We start from the raw sequence: 18,995 nt of genomic DNA on the forward strand, positions 1-18,995 counted from the left end.
CAAAAACGAGTACGAGGCCATGATCACGCGTTTCAGGGCTGACGTGGCTTATCAAACCACCAGCACCTGGGAGGCGGTATGGGTCGATGCCAAGATTTTGATTGGCATCGCTCTGGATGTTGTCTCGTTGTTCGTGCCTCCAGTGGGCGCGGTGGTGAGTGTGCTGCGCATCGCGTATACGATCGTTGAGGGTATTTCGGCCTCACTGGACGGTGATAAAGAAGTAGCCAATGCTTATTTTGCCAGCGCCTGGAGGGCGGCCATCCTGTTTTATATCGGCAACATCGCCGGCGTCGGCAGCTCTGCCAGCGCGATCGGGCTGCTGTCTCGGATCAACGATTACGCGAGCCTGCTCTCGTCGGTAACCGGTGTTCCCGTTGGCATCAGCTATGTCACCGCAGTCGCCGTTCCGCCTCACCGAGTGGAAAGCACCACGCGACTGATCGGTTGAGCCAGTAATCGAGGCGCCTGCCTGCACTTTCAGGACGCAGGCGTCTCGAATCCCATCCGCCAGCTCACGGCCCGCGTCGCCGCCAACAAGCGCTGCGCCGCCGGGCCGTTTTCGTCAGCGTGAAACAGTGACGTCGGGCCGACGATGGTGAGTACCGCCGCGACTTGCCCGACCGCATTGAATACCGGCGCCGACAACGCATCGACGCCCGGCATCAGCAAGCCGTGGACATGATGCAGACCGCGCTCGCGGATCTGTTCGCATAGCGTCGCGTAGGCCTTCTCGTCCTTCAGCGGATGATCGCCAACGGTGATTTCCCGCTCGCGCAGATCATCGGTTTCCCGATGCGGCAAATAAGCGCTGAAAACCAGTCCCGTCGATGAGCTGAGCAATGGCAACACCGAGCCCAATTGCGTCACCACCGTCACCGCACGCACCGCAGGCTCAATGTGCACCACGGTCGCGCCTTGATTGCCCCACACCGCGAGGAAACAGGTTTCGTTGAGTTCGTCGCGCAGTTCGGCCAATGGCAGGGCGGCAATTTTCAGCACGTCCATACTGTTGAGTGCGGCCAGGCCTACGCGCAGGGCTTCACGGCCGAGACCGTAATGGTTGGTTGCGGCGTTCTGCTCGGCGAATCCCGAGGCGATCAGCGCCTGCAAGTAGCGATGCACTTTACTGGCTGGCATCTGCACATGTTCGGCCAGGCGCGACAGCGAAGTCGAGGGTGACAACTCGGCCAGGGCCTTGAGGATGTCGGTGCCGACTTCGGCGGAGCGGACTTTCTGTTTGCCGTTACTGTCGCTGGTTTTTTCCATGGTGCGGCCGTGTTCCAAAACGAATGGGCGTCTTTATAGCTTGACGCTGGATAGCGAGCAAATTACGTTATGCGTAATCGAATTACGATAATAACAACCCCGGCGTGCCGAAACCTCTGAGCCAGAGCGATGGGCCACTGCCGACTCCCTGTTCAGGAGGCTCCATGAACCTCGATTCAACCGCTCAGACGCTGGCGTATCAGTCCGGTTTCGGCAACGAATTCAGTACTGAAGCGTTGCCCGGCGCGCTGCCCGTCGGCCAGAACTCCCCGCAAAAGGCCCCCTACGGTCTTTACACCGAATTGTTTTCCGGCACCGCGTTCACCATGACCCGCAGTGAAGCGCGGCGCACCTGGATGTACCGCATTCAGCCGTCGGCCAATCACCCGGCGTTCGTCAAACTCGAGCGACAACTGGCCGGCGGTCCGCTGGGTGAAGTGACGCCCAATCGCCTGCGCTGGAACCCGTTGGACATGCCCGCCGAACCGACCGACTTCGTCGACGGCCTGGTGAGCATGGCGGCCAATTCTGGCGCCGAGAAGCCGGCAGGCATCAGCATCTATAACTACGCCGCCAACCGCTCGATGGAACGCGTGTTCTTCAACGCCGACGGCGAAATGCTGCTGGTGCCGCAACTCGGACGTCTGCGTATCGCCACCGAATTGGGTGTGTTGGAAGTCGCGCCGCTGGAAATCGCCGTGCTGCCACGCGGGCTGAAATTTCGTGTTGAACTGCTCGACCCACAGGCGCGCGGCTATATCGCCGAGAACCATGGCGCGCCACTGCGCCTGCCGGATCTGGGGCCGATCGGCAGCAACGGCCTGGCCAATCCGCGCGACTTCCTGAGCCCGGTCGCCGCTTACGAAAACCTGCAACAACCGACCACTCTGGTACAGAAATTCCTTGGCCAGTTGTGGGCTACCGAGCTCAACCACTCGCCGCTCAACGTGGTCGCGTGGCACGGCAATAACGTCCCGTACAAATACGATCTGCGCCGCTTCAACACCATTGGCACGGTCAGTTTCGATCACCCGGATCCGTCGATCTTCACCGTGCTGACCTCGCCGACCAGCGTGCACGGTCTGGCCAACCTCGACTTCGTGATCTTCCCGCCACGCTGGATGGTCGCCGAAAACACCTTCCGTCCGCCGTGGTTCCACCGCAACCTGATGAACGAGTTCATGGGCTTGATCCAGGGCGAGTACGACGCCAAGGCCGAAGGCTTCGTGCCCGGCGGTGCGTCGCTGCACAGTTGCATGAGCGCCCACGGCCCGGATGGCGAAACCTGCACCAAAGCGATCAACGCCGACCTCAAACCGGCGAAGATCGACAACACCATGGCCTTCATGTTCGAGACCAGCCAAGTGTTGCGCCCAAGCCGCTTCGCCCTCGACTGCCCACAACTGCAACCCCATTACGACGCCTGCTGGGCCACGCTGCCCGCCACGTTCGACCCGACCCGGAGATAACCCATGACGCAGAATTCCATCACCCGCAGTTGGGTCGCTTCGGCCAACGGCCACACCGATTTTCCGCTGCAGAACTTGCCGCTGGGCGTATTCAGCCTCAACGGTTCAGCGCCGCGCGCGGGCGTGGCGATTGGCGAGCACATCTTCGACCTGCAAGTGGCACTTGAAGCTGGTCTGTTTGACGGCGTTGCTCGCAGTGCAGTTGAAGCCATGCACGGCGGCCAATTGAACGCGTTCTTTGACCTCGGTCGCGATGCGCGTGTCGCGCTACGTCAACGTCTGCTCGAATTGTTCAGCGAAGGCAGCACCCAACGCGGCAACATCGAAGCCCAAGGCGCGAAACTGCTGCCGCTGGCCGCCGATTGCCAAATGCATCTGCCAGCTCGCATCAGCGATTACACCGACTTCTACGTCGGCATCGAGCACGCGCAGAACGTCGGCAAATTGTTCCGCCCGGATAACCCGCTGTTGCCGAACTACAAGCATGTGCCGATCGGTTATCACGGTCGCGCTTCCACTGTGCGCGCCTCCGGTACCGACGTGCGTCGGCCGAAAGGTCAGACCTTGCCGGCCGGGCAGACTGAGCCGACCTTCGGCCCCTGCGCGCGTCTGGACTATGAACTGGAACTGGGCATCTGGATCGGTCAAGGCAACGAGATGGGCGACTCGATTGCCATTGCGGACGCCGCCGAGCACATTGCCGGTTTTTGCCTGCTCAACGATTGGTCGGCGCGCGACATCCAGGCCTGGGAATATCAGCCACTGGGTCCGTTCCTGTCCAAGAGCTTCATCACCAGCGTCTCGCCGTGGGTGGTGACTGCCGAAGCGCTTGAGCCGTTCCGCACCGCGCAACCGGCGCGTCCTGAAGGTGATCCGCAACCATTGCCGTATCTGTTCGATAAACGCGATCAGGACGGCGGTGCGTTCGACATCGAACTGGAGGTGTTACTGCTCACCGAGCGTATGCGCGAACAGAATCTGCCGGCCCATCGCCTGACCTTGAGCAACACCCGCTACATGTACTGGACCGTCGCGCAAATGGTCGCGCACCACAGCGTCAACGGTTGCCAATTGCAGCCCGGTGACCTGTTCGGTTCGGGCACCTTGTCCGGCCCTGAAAACGGTCAGTTCGGCAGCCTGCTGGAAATCACCGAAGGCGGTAAAAAGCCGATCGAACTGGCTTCTGGCGAAGTGCGCAAGTTCCTTGAAGACGGCGACGAAATCATCCTGCGCGCCCGTTGCGCCAGCGACGGTTTTGCCTCCATCGGCTTCGGTGAATGCCGCGGCAAAGTGCTGGCGGCGCGCTGACAGGAGCGGATCATGGATCTCTACACGTATTACCGCTCGACCTCGTCGTACCGGGTGCGCATCGCGCTGGCACTCAAGGGCCTCGATTATCAGGCGCTGCCGATCAACCTGATCGCGCCGCCGGGTGGCGAGCATCGGCAAGCGGCGTATCTGGCGATCAATCCACAGGGCCGCGTGCCGGCGCTGCGTACCGATGACGGTGAGCTGCTGATTCAATCGCCGGCCATCATCGAGTACCTGGAGGAACGTTATCCACAGGTGCCGCTGTTACCTGAAGACCTTGCGGCTCGCGCACAGGTGCGTGGCGTGGCGGCAGTGATCGGTTGCGATGTGCATCCGCTGCACAACGTCAGCGTGCTCAATCGACTGCGCCAGTTGGGGCACGACGAACCGCAGGTGGTGGAGTGGATCAACCACTGGATCAGCCAAGGGCTGGCGGCGGTGGAGCAGTTGATCGGTGATAGCGGTTTCTGCTTTGGCGAGAGGCCCTGTGTGGCGGACGTGTATTTGATTCCGCAGTTGTATGCGGCTGAGCGGTTCAACGTCAGTCTTGAGGCTTATCCAAAGATTCGCCGTGTGTCAGCGTTGGCAGCGGAGCACCCGGCGTTTATCAGGGCGCACCCGGCCAATCAGCCAGACACCCCGTAAACCTGTAGGAGTGAGCCTGCTCGCGATGAGGGTGTGTCAGACACTAATCAGACTGACCCATCGCTATCGCGAGCAGGCTCACTCCTACAAAGGATCACCGTCGTAAACATAATCATAAAAACAAAACAGGTACCTTGCGATGCACAACCAGATTGCCAGCTTCCGGGCGGCACTCGACGCCCGTCCTGTGTCCCGTTATCAGTGGTTACTGTTGATCCTGCTCGCCTTACTACTGGTCACCGACGGCTATGACGCTCAGGTACTCGGCTACGTGGTGCCCGCACTGGCGCAGGACTGGGGGCTGGAAAAGTCGGCATTCGGGCCTGTTTTCAGCGCCAACCTGCTCGGTCTCACCATCGGATCTCTGGCGGTCACACCACTGGCCGACCGCTTCGGTGTGCGGCGTATTCTGCTCGCCTGCGTGCTGATCTACGCCAGCCTCACCGTGCTGATGGTGTTCGCCGATTCTCTCAACACGTTGATGATTGCGCGCTTCATCTGCGGCATCGGCATGGGCGGAGCGATGCCCAGTGCAATGGCGTTGATGTCGGAATACTCACCGCCGCGCCTGCGTACATTGATGGTCACGCTGGCCGCGTGCGGCTTCTCGTTCGGTGGTGCGGCCGGTGGATTTGTCGCGGCGGGTTTTATCGACCAGTTTGGCTGGCAAGCGGTGTTTCTCGCCGGCGGCGTCACGCCGTTGCTGTTGTTTCCGTTCCTCTGGTGGATGCTGCCGGAATCACTGCCACGTTTGCTGCGTGATGCGCCACCGTATGCGCGACTGCGCAAGGTGACCGCACGCATGCTACCGGACTGGCAGCCACCTGCTGCAACAGTCGAGCAGAACGAAAGCGAGCAGGGCAGCAAACTGACCGTGGTCGAGTTGTTCCGCAACGGCTATGCACGGCCGACGCTGCTGATATGGGCGACGTTTTTTGTCAGTCTGATTCTGCTGTATTTCATGATCAGCTGGCTGCCGACGCTGTTGCTCGAAAGCGGTTTAACACTCAACGAGGCGAACCTGGTGACCTCGATGTTCCTGTTCGCCGGCACCGTGGGCGCGATCTGCATGGCCTGGTTCGCCGACCGTTTGAAACGCAAGGTGCGGTTGTTGTCCGGGGTATTGGCGGGTGCGGCGCTGTGCACGATTCTGCTTGGACTCAATCACGACAATCCACGTTATCTGGTGGCCTGCGTCTTCGCCGCCGGGTTCTGCATCATCGGCGGACAACTGACGTTGAACGCGTTTGCGAGTAATTTCTACCCGGCGCACGTACGCGCCACAGGCACAGGTTGGGCGTTGGGAGTAGGGCGCTTCGGTTCGATTCTCGGACCGTTGTTTGGCAGCCTGCTGCTGGCGATGCACATTCCGGTTGAGCAGATTTTCTTCTTCTGCGCGATTCCCGCCGTCATCGCCGCGCTGCTGATTATCCAGGTGCGCTCGCCTCTGGATGTCACTGCGGTTACACCGGTTGGGGAATCTATAAAATCCTGAAGATCAAAAGATCGCAGCCTGCGGCAGCTCCTACATTGGGATTCGCGTGAAACCTGTAGGAGCTGCCGCAGGCTGCGATCTTTGCTGTTAATGGACGACAGAGTTAGGCGGCAGGTGACTGAGCCGGTCGGTCAGGCGCAGGCGCTGGATCGGATCATCGCTGAGCAGCAGCGCATGTTCCAGGTCAAAGCGTTCGGCATTCGGGCAATCAAGCCGTTGATACAGACTGGCTCGCGCCATGTAATCGGCGGCAGCGGCGTTGCCCAGTTCGAGTACGCGTTCAGCGTCGATCAGTGCGGCAATGAAGTCATCATGCGTCAGATGCAACTGGCGCAAGTTGCGCGACAGACGCTGCAGCATCTGCACTGGCGAGGCGGTCAGCAGATGCTCGGCGTTGAGCTTCATGTTCGGCCCGTACTGACGCTGCAGCAACTCGCGACAGTCATTGGGATACAGGCGTCGGCCGCCGCAAGGGTCGAGCAAGTGATCGGCGCCGGGCACCCGCAACAGGAAGTGTCCGGGGAAGTTGACGCCGACCAGTGGAATTTCCAGGCCGCGTGCCAGCTCAAGAGCAATCAACGCCAGGGTCAGGGGCTGACCGCGTCGCGTCTGCAAGACTTTGTGCAGCAACGCTGCCTGTGGGCGCAACGGCAGGAAGTCATCCTGGGCAAAACCCAGATCAATCATGCGCCGCAACAACGGTTGTGCCAGTTCACTGACCGGCAGCATCGGCAGGCCATAACTCACGCGCTGTTGCAGCTCTTTGAAATCGTGCAGCAGCGCCATTGGATCGACGTCTTTTTCGTGTTCGGCAGCGATCCACAGCGCGGCTTCAAACAGCGCGGGCGGTGAGCGGTGCAGACACTCGAAAAATCGTTGACGCGGACTCATTGAAATCTCCGGAGAATGCCTCGTTTTAGCCCTGTCCGCGCCATCCGTCCAGTGTCAGGCTTTGCCCTTGAGGGTTTATGCCACAAAGCACTTGTACTCTCGGGCGCTTATTCCGGTGCGCTCCAGCAATTTTCGGGCGCAAGCCTATACTGGCGTTCTACAAGAAGTGATTCGGGAGCCCAACGATGTTTGCTCTCATGCAAAGCACTCGCCTGGAATCGCTGCACCTTAGCGTTGACCCGGTTTCCGGGTTGAAGGCGGTCATTGCCATTCATAACAGTCGCCTCGGGCCAGCCCTGGGCGGGTGCCGTTACCTTGCCTATCCCAACGATGAATCCGCCGTTGAAGATGCCATTCGCCTCGCTCAGGGCATGAGCTACAAAGCCGCGCTGGCGGGCCTGCCTCAGGGCGGTGGTGTTGCGGTGATCGTGCGCCCGATACATGTCGAGAACCGGGGTGCGCTGTTCGAAGCCTTCGGCCGTTGCATCGATCAGCTCGACGGCCGTTACATCACCGCTATCGACAGCGGCACCTCGGTCGCGGACATGGATTGCATTGCCCAGCAGACTCAGCATGTCACCAGCACCACGTCGGCGGGCGACCCGGCGCCACACGCGGCAATGGGCGTGTTCACCGGGATTCGCGCGACCGCCATGGCTCGCTTGGGCAGCGATAACCTCGAAGGCTTGCGCATCGCTATTCAGGGCTTGGGCAATGTCGGTTTTGCACTGGCCGAGCAACTGCACGCGGCGGGCGCCGAGCTGTTGGTCAGTGACATCGACCATGGCAAGGTGCAACTGGCGATGGAGCAGCTCAATGCGCATCCGATTGCCAATGATGCATTGCTCAGTACGCCTTGCGACATTCTCGCGCCCTGCGGCCTGGGCGGTGTACTCAACAGTCACACCGTCACACAACTGCGCTGCTCGGCGGTGGCGGGCTCGGCTAACAATCAACTGACGCATCTGGACGTGGCCGATCAACTGGAGCGGCGCGGGATTCTGTATGCGCCGGATTATGTGATCAATGCCGGTGGGCTGATTTACGTCTCGTTGAAACATCGGGGCGAGGAGCTACAGACCATTACCGCGCATCTGTCGAAAATCAGCTCTCGGCTGACCGAGGTGTTTGCCCATGCGCAGGCGGAGAAGCGTTCACCGGCGCGGGTAGCCGATGAATTGGCGGAAAAAGTGTTGTATCGCTGAAAATCAAAAGATCGCAGCCTTCGGCAGCTCCTGCAGGGCTGCGATCTTTCCGATTTGAACGGTGTTACTTGGCTGCTTTCGCCGCTTTTGCAGGTTTGACTGGCGCTTCAGCCGGTTCTGCCGCATCAGCAACGTCAGCCACAGCCACTACCTCTGCCGGTGCGTTGAGCAGTTCCGACAGGGCGTCAGGCTGGCTCTTGAACGCACGGGCAAACACATCGCGATTCTTCGCCATGTAGATCCCGGCTTCTTCCACTTGCTGTTCAGTCAGCGACGGAACGGCTTTTTGCAACACATCGGCCAGATATTCGGCCAGCTCGAGCATTTTGTCATGACGGTCAGCTTCGGCTTTATCCATGAACAAGCGCTCCAGATCTCGGCTGCTGCGGTATACCACTTCGACGGCCATTCACCACCTCACATGCCTTCACATTAAGTTGTCTTGACGACTACTGTATCCATATACAGCGAAAAGGATAAGCGAATCCCTGCGCCATGGGTAGTGGCTTTTCAATGTAGACCGGATTTGGGGTTTGTCAGGGAGGCAGTGTTGGGCCATCGCGAGCAGGCTCACTCCTGCAGGCGCGGGGCGCGGTGCGACTAAACGCCACGGCGCGGGTTTGGTGGCGGCTCGCCATGATGGCGTGGCCTCTTTTCTGCATGAAACTGCAAACGTGCAGAAAACCGTCACGTCCAACACGCATCATCCGCTCGAATCGGGCTAAGGAACATCATCGTGAAAATAAACTGGGCCGAGAAACTGCGGCAAAACGTGCATCAACTGGCCGAGTCCCTGGGCAACCTGTTCGTCGAAACCTTCCACTACCTGGCGTTGTTCGCCATCGGTGCGGTGACGGCGTGGGCGGCGGTGATGGAGTTTCTCGGGATGCTCGAGGAAGGCCACATCAAGATCGATGACATTCTGTTGCTGTTCATCTATCTGGAACTCGGGGCGATGGTCGGGATTTATTTCAAGACCAACCACATGCCGGTGCGCTTCCTGATCTACGTGGCGATCACTGCGCTGACGCGCCTGCTGATCTCCAACGTTTCGCACCACAACCCGCCGGACATGGGCATCATCTACCTGTGCGGCGGGATTCTGCTGCTGGCGTTCTCGATTCTGGTGGTGCGTTACGCTTCGTCACAATTTCCCTCGGTGAAGATCGAGAAACCGCAGCGCAAGTTAGGTGCGGGTTCTGGTGAACATCCCGAGGTCGAGAAGGGTGAACTCTAAAGCCCGGCGACTTGCCGAGGCTGGTCGAGCGATTGTGGCGGTGGCGGGGTGAGTCCGTCGCCGCTGGTCATCGCTTCGAGGATCGCCATGGCGCTGTGACCCTGTTCGATGGCGATGCCGAATTGAATGCTTTGCACCAGACGCTTGAGGCGTTTGGGGTCGTTGCGCTGTTCGGCGCTAATCATCCGTTTGGCCACGATGCGGCCACTGTTGGACAGGGTCAGCATGATGCTGCCGTCCAGGCCCTGAATGCTCAGGTTGATCTGATAGTCCGGCGCGAAAGCATCGGTAATGATCTGAAAAGGATTGTCCATGATGCGTCACCGCCTGATTGAACGTGCAGTTGTTGACCGGCCGTGATCGGGTTGGTTCGCCATACCAGACCATCGGCCATTCCGTGTCCTGTACTGGTTACTCATGCAGGAGCTGCCGCAGGCTGCGATCTTTTGCTCTTCAATGTTTTGATTTCGGTCATGAAGGTCAAAAGATCGCAGCCTCGTTTCACTCGACAGCTCCTACAGGGGGAGTTTGCAAGGGACATGCCGGGAAATTTGTCGAACAATGAACACGGCGAAAAAAAAGGCGAGCCGCTTGGCTCGCCTTTTTTTATGGCGCGTTTTCAGGGCAGGAATGAATAGATGATCGCTGACAGTGCAATCAGGCCGATCAGCACCACAAACACGTTGGAAGCCTGACCCGAATACTGGCGCAAGGCCGGCACGCGGCGGATCGCGTACATCGGCATCAGGAACAGCAGGCAGGCAATCACCGGCCCGCCGAGGGTTTCGATCATGCCGAGAATGCTCGGGTTGAACGTCGCTACAGCCCAGCAACTGAGGATCATGAACAGCGCAGTCGCGCGGTTCAGCCAGCTCGCCGACATTACCTTGCCACGGCCGCGCAGGCTTTTCACGATCATGCCCTGAAAGCCTTCGCTGGCGCCGATGTAGTGGCCGAGGAAGGATTTGGTGATCGCCACCAGCGCAATCAGCGGCGCTGCATAAGCGATGACCGGGGTCTGGAAGTGGTTGGCCAGGTACGACAGGATCGAAATGTTCTGCGCCTTCGCCGCTGCCAGATCCGCCGGCGACAATGCCAGCACGCAACTGAAGCAGAAGAACATCACCGTCACCACCATCATGCCGTGCGCCATGGCGAGGATGCCGCTGCTCTTGCGTTCGGCCTGATCGCCGTAGCGTTGTTTTTGATCAACCGCGAAGGCCGAGATGATCGGCGAGTGGTTGAACGAGAACACCATCACCGGGATCGCCAGCCACATTGTCTTGAAGAACACCGACATCGGCATTGCTTCTTGCGCACTGGCGAAGAACGCGCCGTTCCAGTTCGGTATCAGGCTGAGCGCGAGTAGCAGCAACGCCGCGACGAACGGATAAACCAGCACGCTCATGGCTTTGACAATCACGTTCTGGCCGCAACGGACGATGGCCATCAGGCCGAGAATCAACGCCAGCGAGAGGATCGCCCGTGGCGGTGGGGCAATGTGCAGTTGGTGTTCGAGGAAGCTGCTCAGGGTGTTGGTCAGCGCCACGCTGTAAACCAGCAGGATCGGAAGATCGCGAAGAAATACAGCAGCGTGATCAGCTTGCCGGCACCGATGCCGAAATGTTCTTCGACCACTTCGGTGATGTCCCCGGAGCGCCCGGACAGGACGAAACGGGTCAGGCCACGGTGGGCGAAGAAGGTCATCGGGAACGCCAGCACGGCGAGAATCAGCAGCGGCCAGAAACCGCCGACACCGGCGTTGATCGGCAGGAACAAAGTGCCGGCACCGATGGCGGTACCGTACAGGCCAAGCATCCAGGTGGTGTCGGATTTGCTCCAGCCCTTGTGGGCCGTTGCGGATTTGCCTGTCAGGTCTACAGCGGGATTTTCGGCAGCAGGTGTACGTACATCGGTCATCGTTATCGCCTCGTTATTATTCTTGCTCGGGCTCACGGTTGGCAGGCCGTCGGGTGTGGCCTGCCGGGGCGATCAGGGAATGCGCCTCAGCACTCCACCCAGTTCACAGCCAGGCCGCCCCGTGAAGTCTCTTTGTATTTGTCATGCATGTCGGCGCCGGTATCGCGCATGGTGCGGATCACCCGGTCGAGGGAAATGAAGTGGTTGCCGTCGCCGCGCAGGGCCATTTGCGTGGCGTTGATCGCCTTCACCGCAGCGATCGCATTGCGCTCGATGCACGGCACTTGCACCAAGCCACCGACGGGGTCGCAGGTCAGGCCAAGGTTGTGCTCAAGGCCGATTTCGGCGGCGTTTTCCAGTTGCTCTGGCGTGGCGCCGAGCACGTCGGCGAGACCGGCAGCGGCCATGGCGCAGGCCGAACCGACTTCGCCCTGACAGCCAACTTCGGCGCCGGAAATCGAGGCATTTTTCTTACACAGAATGCCGACGGCGGCCGCGCCCAAAAAGAACGCGACGACGTCATCGTCAGACGCCTCAGGGTTGAATTTCATGTAGTAGTGCAGAACGGCCGGAATGATCCCGGCTGCGCCGTTGGTCGGCGCGGTGACCATGCGCCCGCCGGCAGCGTTCTCTTCGTTGACCGCGAGGGCGAACAGGTTGACCCACTCCATCGCCGACAGAGTCGAACTGATCACATTCGGCTTGCCGATTTCCAACAGGCTGCGGTGCAGTTTCGCCGCGCGGCGCGGCACATTCAGGCCGCCGGGCAGAATGCCTTCGTGGCGCAGGCCTTGTTCGACGCACTCGCGCATCACCGACCAGATGTGCAGCAGCCCTTGGCGGATTTCGGCGTCAGTGCGCCACGCGCGCTCATTGGCCATCATCAGTTCGGACACGCGCAGGTTGTGCTTCTTGCACAGTGACAGCAGCTCGGCGGCGCTGGAAAAATCATACGGCAACACCACGTCGCCGGCCGGCGCGACACCGGATTCGGCTTCCGCTGCCTCGATAATGAAACCGCCACCCACCGAATAGTACGTCTGCGTGAACAGCTCGGCGCTTTCGCCAAAGGCTGTCAGCGACATGGCGTTGGGGTGGTAGGGCAGGCTCTCGTCGAGCAGCAGGAGATCGCTTTGCCAGTTGAAGGCAATGTCTCTTTGACCCGCGAGAGACAGTGATCCGGTTTCGCGCAGTTGCTGGATGCGTGGATCGATGGTCGACGGATCAATGCTGTCCGGCCATTCGCCCATCAGCCCCATGACTGTGGCACGGTCGGTCGCGTGGCCGACGCCGGTGGCCGACAGCGAACCGTACAGACGGATTTCGACACGGCGCACATCGTTGAGCAAATGCTGGTCGATCAGCGCCTGGGCGAAGGTTGCAGCGGCGCGCATCGGGCCGACGGTGTGGGAGCTGGACGGACCGATGCCGACTTTGAAGAGATCGAAAACACTGATAGCCATGCTAAAGCCTTACAAGGAATGGTAGAGGAATCGCCGCCATTTTTTGTAGGACAAGCGCAATGTCGGCGATACTGCCTACCTCGGTCCGACGTGACTAACGAAACTTCCTAAGTAAGCCTTTAGCAGGACTAAACGATGAGTCGTCAATTGCATGCCCAGACCTACGTCTGGCTGCAGGTGTTTTCCTGTGCCGCGCGGCACCTGTCATTTACCCGTTGCGCAGAAGAACTGCACATCACGCCGGGGGCGGTCAGCCAGCAAATTCGTCAGTTGGAAGAGCGTCTCGGGTTTCGCTTGTTCCACCGGCGCGCGCGCGGCGTGGAGCTGAGTGCGGAAGGGCAACGCCTGGCCATTACCGTCAACGAGGCGTACGGCAGCATTGATGCGGAGCTGCGCCGACTCGACGCCGGGATGATCAGCGGGATTTTACGTCTGCGATCGATTCCGTCGTTCCTCAGCAAATGGCTGACGCCGCGTCTGCCACGCTTGCAACAGCGCTATCCGGACATCCAGTTGCGGCTGGTCGCCGAGGACAGCAGCGTGCCGTTGCATGAGGGCGACTTTGATCTGGCGATTGATCTGAACGACGGCAGTTATCCAGGGTTGTTATCCACAGCCTTGCTCGACGAGCAGATTTTCCCGGTGTGTGCGCCGAGTCTGTTGCGCGGACGTCCGCCGCTGCATGGCCCGGCGGACCTGCTGCATTTCCCGTTACTGCACGACATCACTGCCTGGCGCGGCAGTTACGAATATGCGGAGTGGGAGTTTTATCTGAATGCGATCGGTTTTGAAGGGGCCGACGTACGGCGCGGGCATACCTTCAATCGGAATCATCTGACCATCGAAGCGGCGATTGCCGGTATGGGCGTGGCGATTGCCCGGCGCACGCTGCTCAATGATGAGCTGGAACGAGGGACGTTGATCGTGCCGTTCGGGCTGTCAGTGCCTAACCACAAACGTTACGTATTGCTCTATGCACCGGGGGCGTTGAGCCATCCGGGCGTGCGTGCGGTGCATGATTGGCTGGTCGAAGAGGCGGGGATTTTTCGCAGTTTGCACCCGTTGAATGACGGGCAATTGTGAGCAAATTTTGCAGGGTTGCGAGGCGACCCAACTCCCGACCTTACCAGCGCTTTGCTTGGTTGTCCGGCTTTTTTTGCGAATGAATATTTTTCTTTTTTCAGGGGTTGAAATGTTTGGCAGTCGGGCCGATTGTTGTAACCAAGGGGTCAGGAAATTCAATTCAAGGCCCCTCGCGAGCTAGCTGAAATAAGGGATGAACTATGCAAATCCAAGTCAACAGCGATAACCATATTCAAAGTAGTCAACGACTGGAGGAGTGGGTACGTACAACCATTGAGAGCACGCTCGAACGTTATGAAGAAGACCTGACCCGTGTCGAAGTCCACCTGAGCGACGAGAACGGTGACAAACCTGGTCCCCATGACATGCGCTGCCAACTGGAAGCACGGCCAAAAGGCCATCAACCGATTTCCGTGACCCACAAAGCCGATTCGCTGGAACAGGCGATCGACGGCGCCGCCGAAAAACTCGAGCACGCCCTGGAGCACCTTTTCGGCAAACTGCGAGGTAAACCACGCGCCGCTGTGGTGCCATTCACCGGCAAGGCCAACGACAAGCTGTTGGCGGAAGAGTTTGATGAGAACGAACAGGCAGCGATCAACAGCTGATACGCTGATTTTATAAGCCAACCCAATGAGAACGGGCCTGCGAATGCAGGCCCGTTTTTGTTTGCGGTTTTTAATGTTAGTTAAAGTCAGCTTATAGGCTGGAGCCGAGAGTGAATCGTGTCTTTGTATTGAAACGCATACAGTGTTGTCTTTGATTTATCCTGCGGCGAGACGTTTTAAACAAGAGGGCTGAATATCTGAATTAATAAGTTGTACGGATCAAGGAAGGCTGTAATGGAATATGCTACTGGGAGCTCGCGCAGGCTTTTACTTGCGATGTTTGCCACATCGGTTCTTGGGATGTGCGCAAGTTATGCTCACGGCAACGAAGTCGATGTCAGGGAACTGACTATTTCTGAAATTAATAAAGACTTTGCACAAGGACGTTATACATCCGAGCAACTGACACGAGCCTTTCTGTCTCGTATTGATCAATACAATCCTTACTACAACGCCTTTACCGCGATGAACTCGAAAGCACTGGATGAAGCTCGCGATATTGATCGCAGGCGCCGTGCAGGAGAACAGCTAGAGCCAATGGCGGGCATTCCGGTAGTCGTGAAGGACACCATAGACATGGCCGGGTTTGCCTCTACGGCGGGCTACGCTCCTCTTTCATCAAAGGCTGGAGGTATGGACCTCATACCTGAGCGTGATGCTGCTGTCGTCCAGCGTCTGCGGGCGGCCGGCGCGATCATTTTGGGCAAGACCAACGTGCCGGTTTTTCTGGAAATCCTGCCAACGCCAATGACAGTTGGGCCGGGGTGACTTACAACGCCCTCAATCGTTCCTGGTCGCCGGGTGGCTCGTCTGCTGGCACTGCGACGGCTGTCGCAGCCAACTTTGCCGTGGTGGGGCTGGCAGAGGAAACCGGCGGCTCCATTCAAAATCCCGCCGGTGCGCAGAGCCTGGTTGGTATCAAGCCCACATTTGGTCTCATCCCAAATTCCGGCGTCATTCCACAAGCGGGATCGACACGCGATGTGGTGGGACCGATCGCCCGCAATGTGCGGGATGCGGCAATGACGTTGGACGTCTTGGCGGGCTATACGCTGGACGATCCTAAAACCACGGCGTCGTTTGGCAACATCCCTCAACAAGGTTATTCATCAGGCTTGCAACCGGGAGCCCTCAAGGGCAAACGCATCGGCTTGTTTGGTGCGGGTTGGAGTGGGTCTTTCGCAACGTTGCCAAGGGCGACAAAACAGCAGTATTACAAGGCGGTAAAACAGCTTGAAGCACTGGGCGCTATTTTGGTCGACGACCCTTTCGCCGGTTCCGGGTTAGTTGAAATGGCACCGGCTGATGGTGACTATGACGCTCGCGGCTCCGATGCTCATGCCTATGATCTGGATCTTTACCTGAAGAACCTTGGGGACAGTGCGCAAGTTCATTCACTTGAGCAATTACAGGCCCGGATTGGCGTCAATCTGTTCGAGGCGCAAGGACCGCTTGAATACTATACGACCCAGTTACCGGTGCTCGCCGGCTCTTACAAGACACCGACGGTTGCGCCGGATCTTTCCGGGTTTGCCAATCTTCGCGAAAACTATCTGCGCATTTTCAATCGAGTCATGGATGAAAATAATCTGGACGCGATGGTGTTTCCGCAAATGCTCGAGCCCTTGGGTGATGTGTATGAAGGCTTCATGGACGCGACGACCGCCTCTGTGATCAATATTGCCGGGATTCCGGGCGTGGTTGTTCCCAGTGGCGTTTATCCACAGGGCCAACCGTTCTCGTTGATATTTGTCGGTCGCCTGTGGAGTGAGCGCGATCTGATTGCCTGTGCATACGACTACGAGCAACAGGTCAAAGGCCGATTGATTGCCGAGAATCTGCAATCGACACTTGGGCCAAGTCCAGAGTGAGAGAAGGGCAGTGATGGCAGGTCTGACTGGGCAGGCCTCTTCGCGAGCAAGCCCGCTCCCACAGGTTGGAAGGCATTCCAATGTGGGAGCGGGCAGTTGGCTGGCTGAATCAGAACGCTACCGAGGTTTGCACATAAACCGTGCGCGGTTCCCCCACATATTTACCTTTGTTGTTGTCATCAAACGAGCGCGTGAAGTACTGCGTGTTGAAGATGTTCTTCACGCCCACTGCCACGTTCAAATCCGATAACTGCGGGCCGAAGTCGTAGCCTGCGCGGCTGCTGAACAGCATGTACCCCGGGATTTTGCCGGTGCTGCCATCGGCGCTTTCTTTGGTGGTGTTGGCGTTGTCGGCGAACTGGTCGCTCTGGAAGCTGCTGTCCAGATTGAGCTTCCACGCCCCTTCGGTGTAACCCACGCCAATCGTGCCTTTGTGTTTCGAGGAGAACGGCACGCGATTGCCTTTGTTCGGGCCATCTTCGCGAATGGTCGCGTCAACGAATGCGTACGTGGCGTAGACATCGAAGCCGGCCAGCGCCGGGCTCAAGTCATCCAGCGCGTAGTTGACGCTGGTCTCGATGCCCTGGTGACGGGTTTCGCCACGGGCGATCACCGAGTCATTGGTCTGGTTGCTTTCGTACTGGTTATCGAAGTTGATCAGGAACGCACCGATTTCCGCGCGCAACGCACCGTTGTCGTAGCGAGTACCGAGTTCCCAGGTGCGGGCCTTCTCCGGTTTCACTTCGCCGCTGCTCACACGATTGGGCATCTGGCTGTATTGCACGCTGCCGAACGAGCCTTCGGTGTTGGCGTACAGATTCCAGCTGTCGGTGAGGTGGTAAAGCACGTTCAGTGCCGGCAGCGCGGTGTTGTAGTCACCCTTGTATTTGACGTTGGTCAGGTTGTTGGTCTGTTGCGACTCGATCATCTCGTAGCGCACGCCCGGGGTGATCGTCCATTTGCCGATGTCGATGCGGTCATCGACGAAGAACGCATTGGCCTCGGTGCCGCCGCGCGTATCACGGTCGTTGCGGCTATTGGTGGTCGGGTATTCATTGCTGGCGATCGGTGTGCGATAGCGCAGTTCGTGACCGGCCTCGTTGATGTAACGATAGCCGACGCCGACTTCGTGGCTGGTCGGGCCGAGGTCGAAGCCTTGGGCGAAACGGGTTTCCAGGCCACGTACCCAGTACTCGCGTGGCGACAGCGAGAGGAAGCTGCCCTGATCCAGATAACCACTGCGCAAGGTCTTGGTGAAGAAGGTGTTGGCGGTGAACTCGCGGCGATCTTCCTGATAGCGATAGCCGAAGTTGAACATCGTGCGTCGGCCCCAGAACTGGTCTTTGGGGCGCGTCGACTGATAGGGATCAGCATCGTAGTCGGCGACGTTCAGGCCACCGGGCATATCGGCCTTGCCTTCGTAATATTGGGCCATGGCATTGAAGCTATTGGCTTCGTCGAGCTGGTATTTGCCCTTTAGGATCAGGTCGTCGATTTCGGTGTCGCTGTGTTCACGCCAGTCACCGCCGCGGGTGCCGGAATACAGCAATGCGCCACCCAGACCATTATCGGCGGTGCCACCGGCCAACAGATTGGCGTTGGTCTTGAAGCCGTCATGGCTCGACGATGGGCTGGTTTCAGTCTGCAAGCCACCTTTGACGGTGGGCTCATCGGGAATTGCGCGGGTCACGAAGTTGACCACGCCACCGACGTTCTGCGGGCCGTAGCGCACCGCGCCGCCGCCACGCACGACGTCGACGGCGTCCATGTTGCCCATGCTGATCGGCGCGAACGACAACTGCGGCTGACCGTAAGGTGCGAACGGCACCGGAATACCGTCCATCAGCACGGTAGAGCGTGCCGCCAGGCGTGGGTTCAAACCACGAATGCCGAAGTTCAGCGCCATGTCGTGGCTGCCGGTGCCATTGTTTTCCGGGGCGTTGACGCCGGGGATGCGGTTGAGCACATCGCGTGCTTGAGTCGCGCCCTGACGTTCAAATTCTTCGCGGCGGATCACGTCGCGGGCACCGGGATGTTCGAAGACGTTGATTTGCGCGGCGTCACCGAGCCAGTCGCCGACGACTTTCGAGGTGTCCAGTTCCAGTGCCGCTTCGCTCAAGGGTTGCAGGCTGAAGGCGTTATTGCCTTCGGCGCGCGCTTGCAGGCCGGTGCCTTCAAGCAACGCATTGAGGCCTTGTTCCGGCGTGTAACTGCCTTCCAGACCACGGCTTTGCACACCACGAGTGACTTGCGAGCCAAAGGAAATCAGCACGCCCGCTTCACGGCCAAACTGGTTGAGAGCATTTTCCAGCGACGACGGCGCGATGTGATACGCCTTGGCGTCGGCAGCCAGTGCGGCGGGCAGGGCGCTGAAGCTCAGGCTGGCGCCGAGAACGAGATTGCGCAGGGTGCGCGCCAGTGGCGTGAGGCGGGTGGGGTGCATGATGGGTGATCCTGAGAAGGTTGAATCAAGGGGGCTTTCCTTCTCTGTCACGCCAGATCTGAAAAACGGCTCATTTATTTTTTTG

The 18,995-nt window shown here is 59.1% G+C and carries 16 protein-coding genes and 2 pseudogenes; 11 read left to right on the top strand and 7 right to left on the bottom strand.

Annotated features, from left to right (window positions below):
• Positions 1-19: 19 nt before the first annotated feature.
• On the top strand, positions 20-451 hold the full coding sequence (locus tag JFT91_RS24710; protein WP_201234155.1) for a hypothetical protein: 432 nt from the start codon (positions 20-22) through the stop codon (positions 449-451).
• Positions 452-480: 29 nt separating this feature from the next.
• Here the strand turns inward: JFT91_RS24710 and JFT91_RS24715 are convergent, their stop codons facing one another.
• Positions 481-1,269, bottom strand: a complete 789-nt coding sequence (locus JFT91_RS24715) for an IclR family transcriptional regulator (RefSeq protein WP_201234156.1) — start codon at positions 1,267-1,269, stop codon at positions 481-483.
• A 164-nt stretch (positions 1,270-1,433) separates the two neighbouring features.
• On the opposite strand from JFT91_RS24715, the gene hmgA reads away from it, so the two are divergent.
• The 4 genes from hmgA (at position 1,434) to JFT91_RS24735 (ending at position 6,189) form a co-directional block, all read left to right on the top strand.
• Positions 1,434-2,738: a homogentisate 1,2-dioxygenase gene (hmgA, locus tag JFT91_RS24720; RefSeq protein WP_201234157.1), complete on the top strand. Its 1,305-nt coding sequence runs from the start codon at positions 1,434-1,436 to the stop codon at positions 2,736-2,738.
• A 3-nt stretch (positions 2,739-2,741) separates the two neighbouring features.
• Positions 2,742-4,046, top strand: a complete 1,305-nt coding sequence (gene fahA / locus JFT91_RS24725) for a fumarylacetoacetase (RefSeq protein WP_201234158.1) — start codon at positions 2,742-2,744, stop codon at positions 4,044-4,046.
• Between the two features lie 12 nt (positions 4,047-4,058).
• Positions 4,059-4,694: a maleylacetoacetate isomerase gene (gene maiA, locus JFT91_RS24730; RefSeq protein ID WP_201227911.1), complete on the top strand. Its 636-nt coding sequence runs from the start codon at positions 4,059-4,061 to the stop codon at positions 4,692-4,694.
• A gap of 139 nt (positions 4,695-4,833) precedes the next feature.
• Positions 4,834-6,189, top strand: coding sequence for an MFS transporter (locus JFT91_RS24735; RefSeq protein ID WP_201234159.1), 1,356 nt, complete (start codon positions 4,834-4,836; stop codon positions 6,187-6,189).
• Positions 6,190-6,276: 87 nt separating this feature from the next.
• On the opposite strand, the gene JFT91_RS24740 is transcribed toward JFT91_RS24735, so the two are convergent.
• Positions 6,277-7,080 (bottom strand): SirB1 family protein, encoded by an 804-nt coding sequence (locus tag JFT91_RS24740; protein ID WP_201227909.1) that lies wholly within the window; start codon positions 7,078-7,080, stop codon positions 6,277-6,279.
• A 185-nt stretch (positions 7,081-7,265) separates the two neighbouring features.
• Here JFT91_RS24740 and JFT91_RS24745 point away from each other — a divergent pair, with 185 nt between their 5' ends.
• Positions 7,266-8,285 carry a Leu/Phe/Val dehydrogenase gene (locus tag JFT91_RS24745; RefSeq protein WP_201234160.1) on the top strand — a complete coding sequence of 340 codons (1,020 nt, stop codon included), beginning with the start codon at positions 7,266-7,268 and terminating at the stop codon, positions 8,283-8,285.
• A gap of 154 nt (positions 8,286-8,439) precedes the next feature.
• Here JFT91_RS24745 and JFT91_RS24750 read toward each other — a convergent pair.
• A pseudogene (locus tag JFT91_RS24750) lies at positions 8,440-8,694 on the bottom strand (YebG family protein); the annotation flags it as partial.
• 327 nt (positions 8,695-9,021) lie between these two features.
• On the opposite strand from JFT91_RS24750, the gene JFT91_RS24755 reads away from it, so the two are divergent.
• The gene (locus JFT91_RS24755) at positions 9,022-9,522 is read left to right on the top strand and encodes a phosphate-starvation-inducible protein PsiE (RefSeq protein ID WP_095188769.1); all 501 of its coding nucleotides are present in this window, start codon (positions 9,022-9,024) and stop codon (positions 9,520-9,522) included.
• Here JFT91_RS24755 and JFT91_RS24760 read toward each other — a convergent pair.
• The 3 genes and pseudogenes from JFT91_RS24760 to JFT91_RS24770 all read right to left on the bottom strand — a co-directional run bounded on the left by JFT91_RS24760 (position 9,519) and on the right by JFT91_RS24770 (position 12,905).
• Complete coding sequence (locus tag JFT91_RS24760; protein WP_201146941.1) at positions 9,519-9,836, bottom strand: DUF3509 domain-containing protein; 318 nt, start codon at positions 9,834-9,836, stop codon at positions 9,519-9,521. The genes JFT91_RS24755 and JFT91_RS24760 overlap by 4 nt on opposite strands.
• Before the next feature lie 305 nt (positions 9,837-10,141).
• A pseudogene (locus JFT91_RS24765) lies at positions 10,142-11,442 on the bottom strand (serine/threonine transporter).
• Between the two features lie 86 nt (positions 11,443-11,528).
• Positions 11,529-12,905: an L-serine ammonia-lyase gene (locus tag JFT91_RS24770; RefSeq protein WP_201227904.1), complete on the bottom strand. Its 1,377-nt coding sequence runs from the start codon at positions 12,903-12,905 to the stop codon at positions 11,529-11,531.
• A gap of 135 nt (positions 12,906-13,040) precedes the next feature.
• On the opposite strand from JFT91_RS24770, the gene JFT91_RS24775 reads away from it, so the two are divergent.
• From JFT91_RS24775 to JFT91_RS24790, 4 genes are all read left to right on the top strand, one after another.
• Entirely contained in the window at positions 13,041-13,988 is a 948-nt protein-coding gene (locus tag JFT91_RS24775; RefSeq protein WP_201146939.1) for a LysR substrate-binding domain-containing protein, read from the top strand.
• A gap of 200 nt (positions 13,989-14,188) precedes the next feature.
• Complete coding sequence (locus tag JFT91_RS24780) at positions 14,189-14,596, top strand: HPF/RaiA family ribosome-associated protein (RefSeq protein WP_201234162.1); 408 nt, start codon at positions 14,189-14,191, stop codon at positions 14,594-14,596.
• Between the two features lie 234 nt (positions 14,597-14,830).
• Entirely contained in the window at positions 14,831-15,364 is a 534-nt protein-coding gene (locus JFT91_RS29890; RefSeq protein WP_201234163.1) for an amidase family protein, read from the top strand.
• On the top strand, positions 15,361-16,467 hold the full coding sequence (locus tag JFT91_RS24790) for an amidase family protein (RefSeq protein ID WP_201234164.1): 1,107 nt from the start codon (positions 15,361-15,363) through the stop codon (positions 16,465-16,467). The genes JFT91_RS29890 and JFT91_RS24790 overlap by 4 nt, the downstream gene beginning before the upstream one ends.
• A 109-nt stretch (positions 16,468-16,576) precedes the next feature.
• On the opposite strand, the gene fecA is transcribed toward JFT91_RS24790, so the two are convergent.
• A complete protein-coding gene (fecA, locus tag JFT91_RS24795; protein WP_201200701.1) occupies positions 16,577-18,910 on the bottom strand; it encodes a TonB-dependent Fe(3+) dicitrate receptor FecA in 2,334 nt (777 codons plus the stop codon).
• Positions 18,911-18,995: the final 85 nt, after the last annotated feature.

Origin of the sequence: Pseudomonas sp. TH08 (assembly GCF_016651275.1) — a bacterium.
Lineage (GTDB): Bacteria > Pseudomonadota > Gammaproteobacteria > Pseudomonadales > Pseudomonadaceae > Aquipseudomonas.

Bases quoted from the DNA above. Each gene is read 5' to 3' on its own strand.
- JFT91_RS24710 (WP_201234155.1), top strand. From the start codon at position 20: ATGATCACGCGTTTCAGGGCTGACGTGGCTTATCAAACCACCAGCACC.
- JFT91_RS24715 (WP_201234156.1), bottom strand. From the start codon at position 1,269: ATGGAAAAAACCAGCGACAGTAACGGCAAACAGAAAGTCCGCTCCGCC.
- hmgA (WP_201234157.1), top strand. From the start codon at position 1,434: ATGAACCTCGATTCAACCGCTCAGACGCTGGCGTATCAGTCCGGTTTC.
- fahA (WP_201234158.1), top strand. From the start codon at position 2,742: ATGACGCAGAATTCCATCACCCGCAGTTGGGTCGCTTCGGCCAACGGC.
- maiA (WP_201227911.1), top strand. From the start codon at position 4,059: ATGGATCTCTACACGTATTACCGCTCGACCTCGTCGTACCGGGTGCGC.
- JFT91_RS24735 (WP_201234159.1), top strand. From the start codon at position 4,834: ATGCACAACCAGATTGCCAGCTTCCGGGCGGCACTCGACGCCCGTCCT.
- JFT91_RS24740 (WP_201227909.1), bottom strand. From the start codon at position 7,080: ATGAGTCCGCGTCAACGATTTTTCGAGTGTCTGCACCGCTCACCGCCC.
- JFT91_RS24745 (WP_201234160.1), top strand. From the start codon at position 7,266: ATGTTTGCTCTCATGCAAAGCACTCGCCTGGAATCGCTGCACCTTAGC.
- JFT91_RS24760 (WP_201146941.1), bottom strand. From the start codon at position 9,836: ATGGACAATCCTTTTCAGATCATTACCGATGCTTTCGCGCCGGACTAT.
- JFT91_RS24770 (WP_201227904.1), bottom strand. From the start codon at position 12,905: ATGGCTATCAGTGTTTTCGATCTCTTCAAAGTCGGCATCGGTCCGTCC.
- JFT91_RS24775 (WP_201146939.1), top strand. From the start codon at position 13,041: ATGAGTCGTCAATTGCATGCCCAGACCTACGTCTGGCTGCAGGTGTTT.
- JFT91_RS24780 (WP_201234162.1), top strand. From the start codon at position 14,189: ATGCAAATCCAAGTCAACAGCGATAACCATATTCAAAGTAGTCAACGA.
- JFT91_RS29890 (WP_201234163.1), top strand. From the start codon at position 14,831: ATGGAATATGCTACTGGGAGCTCGCGCAGGCTTTTACTTGCGATGTTT.
- fecA (WP_201200701.1), bottom strand. From the start codon at position 18,910: ATGCACCCCACCCGCCTCACGCCACTGGCGCGCACCCTGCGCAATCTC.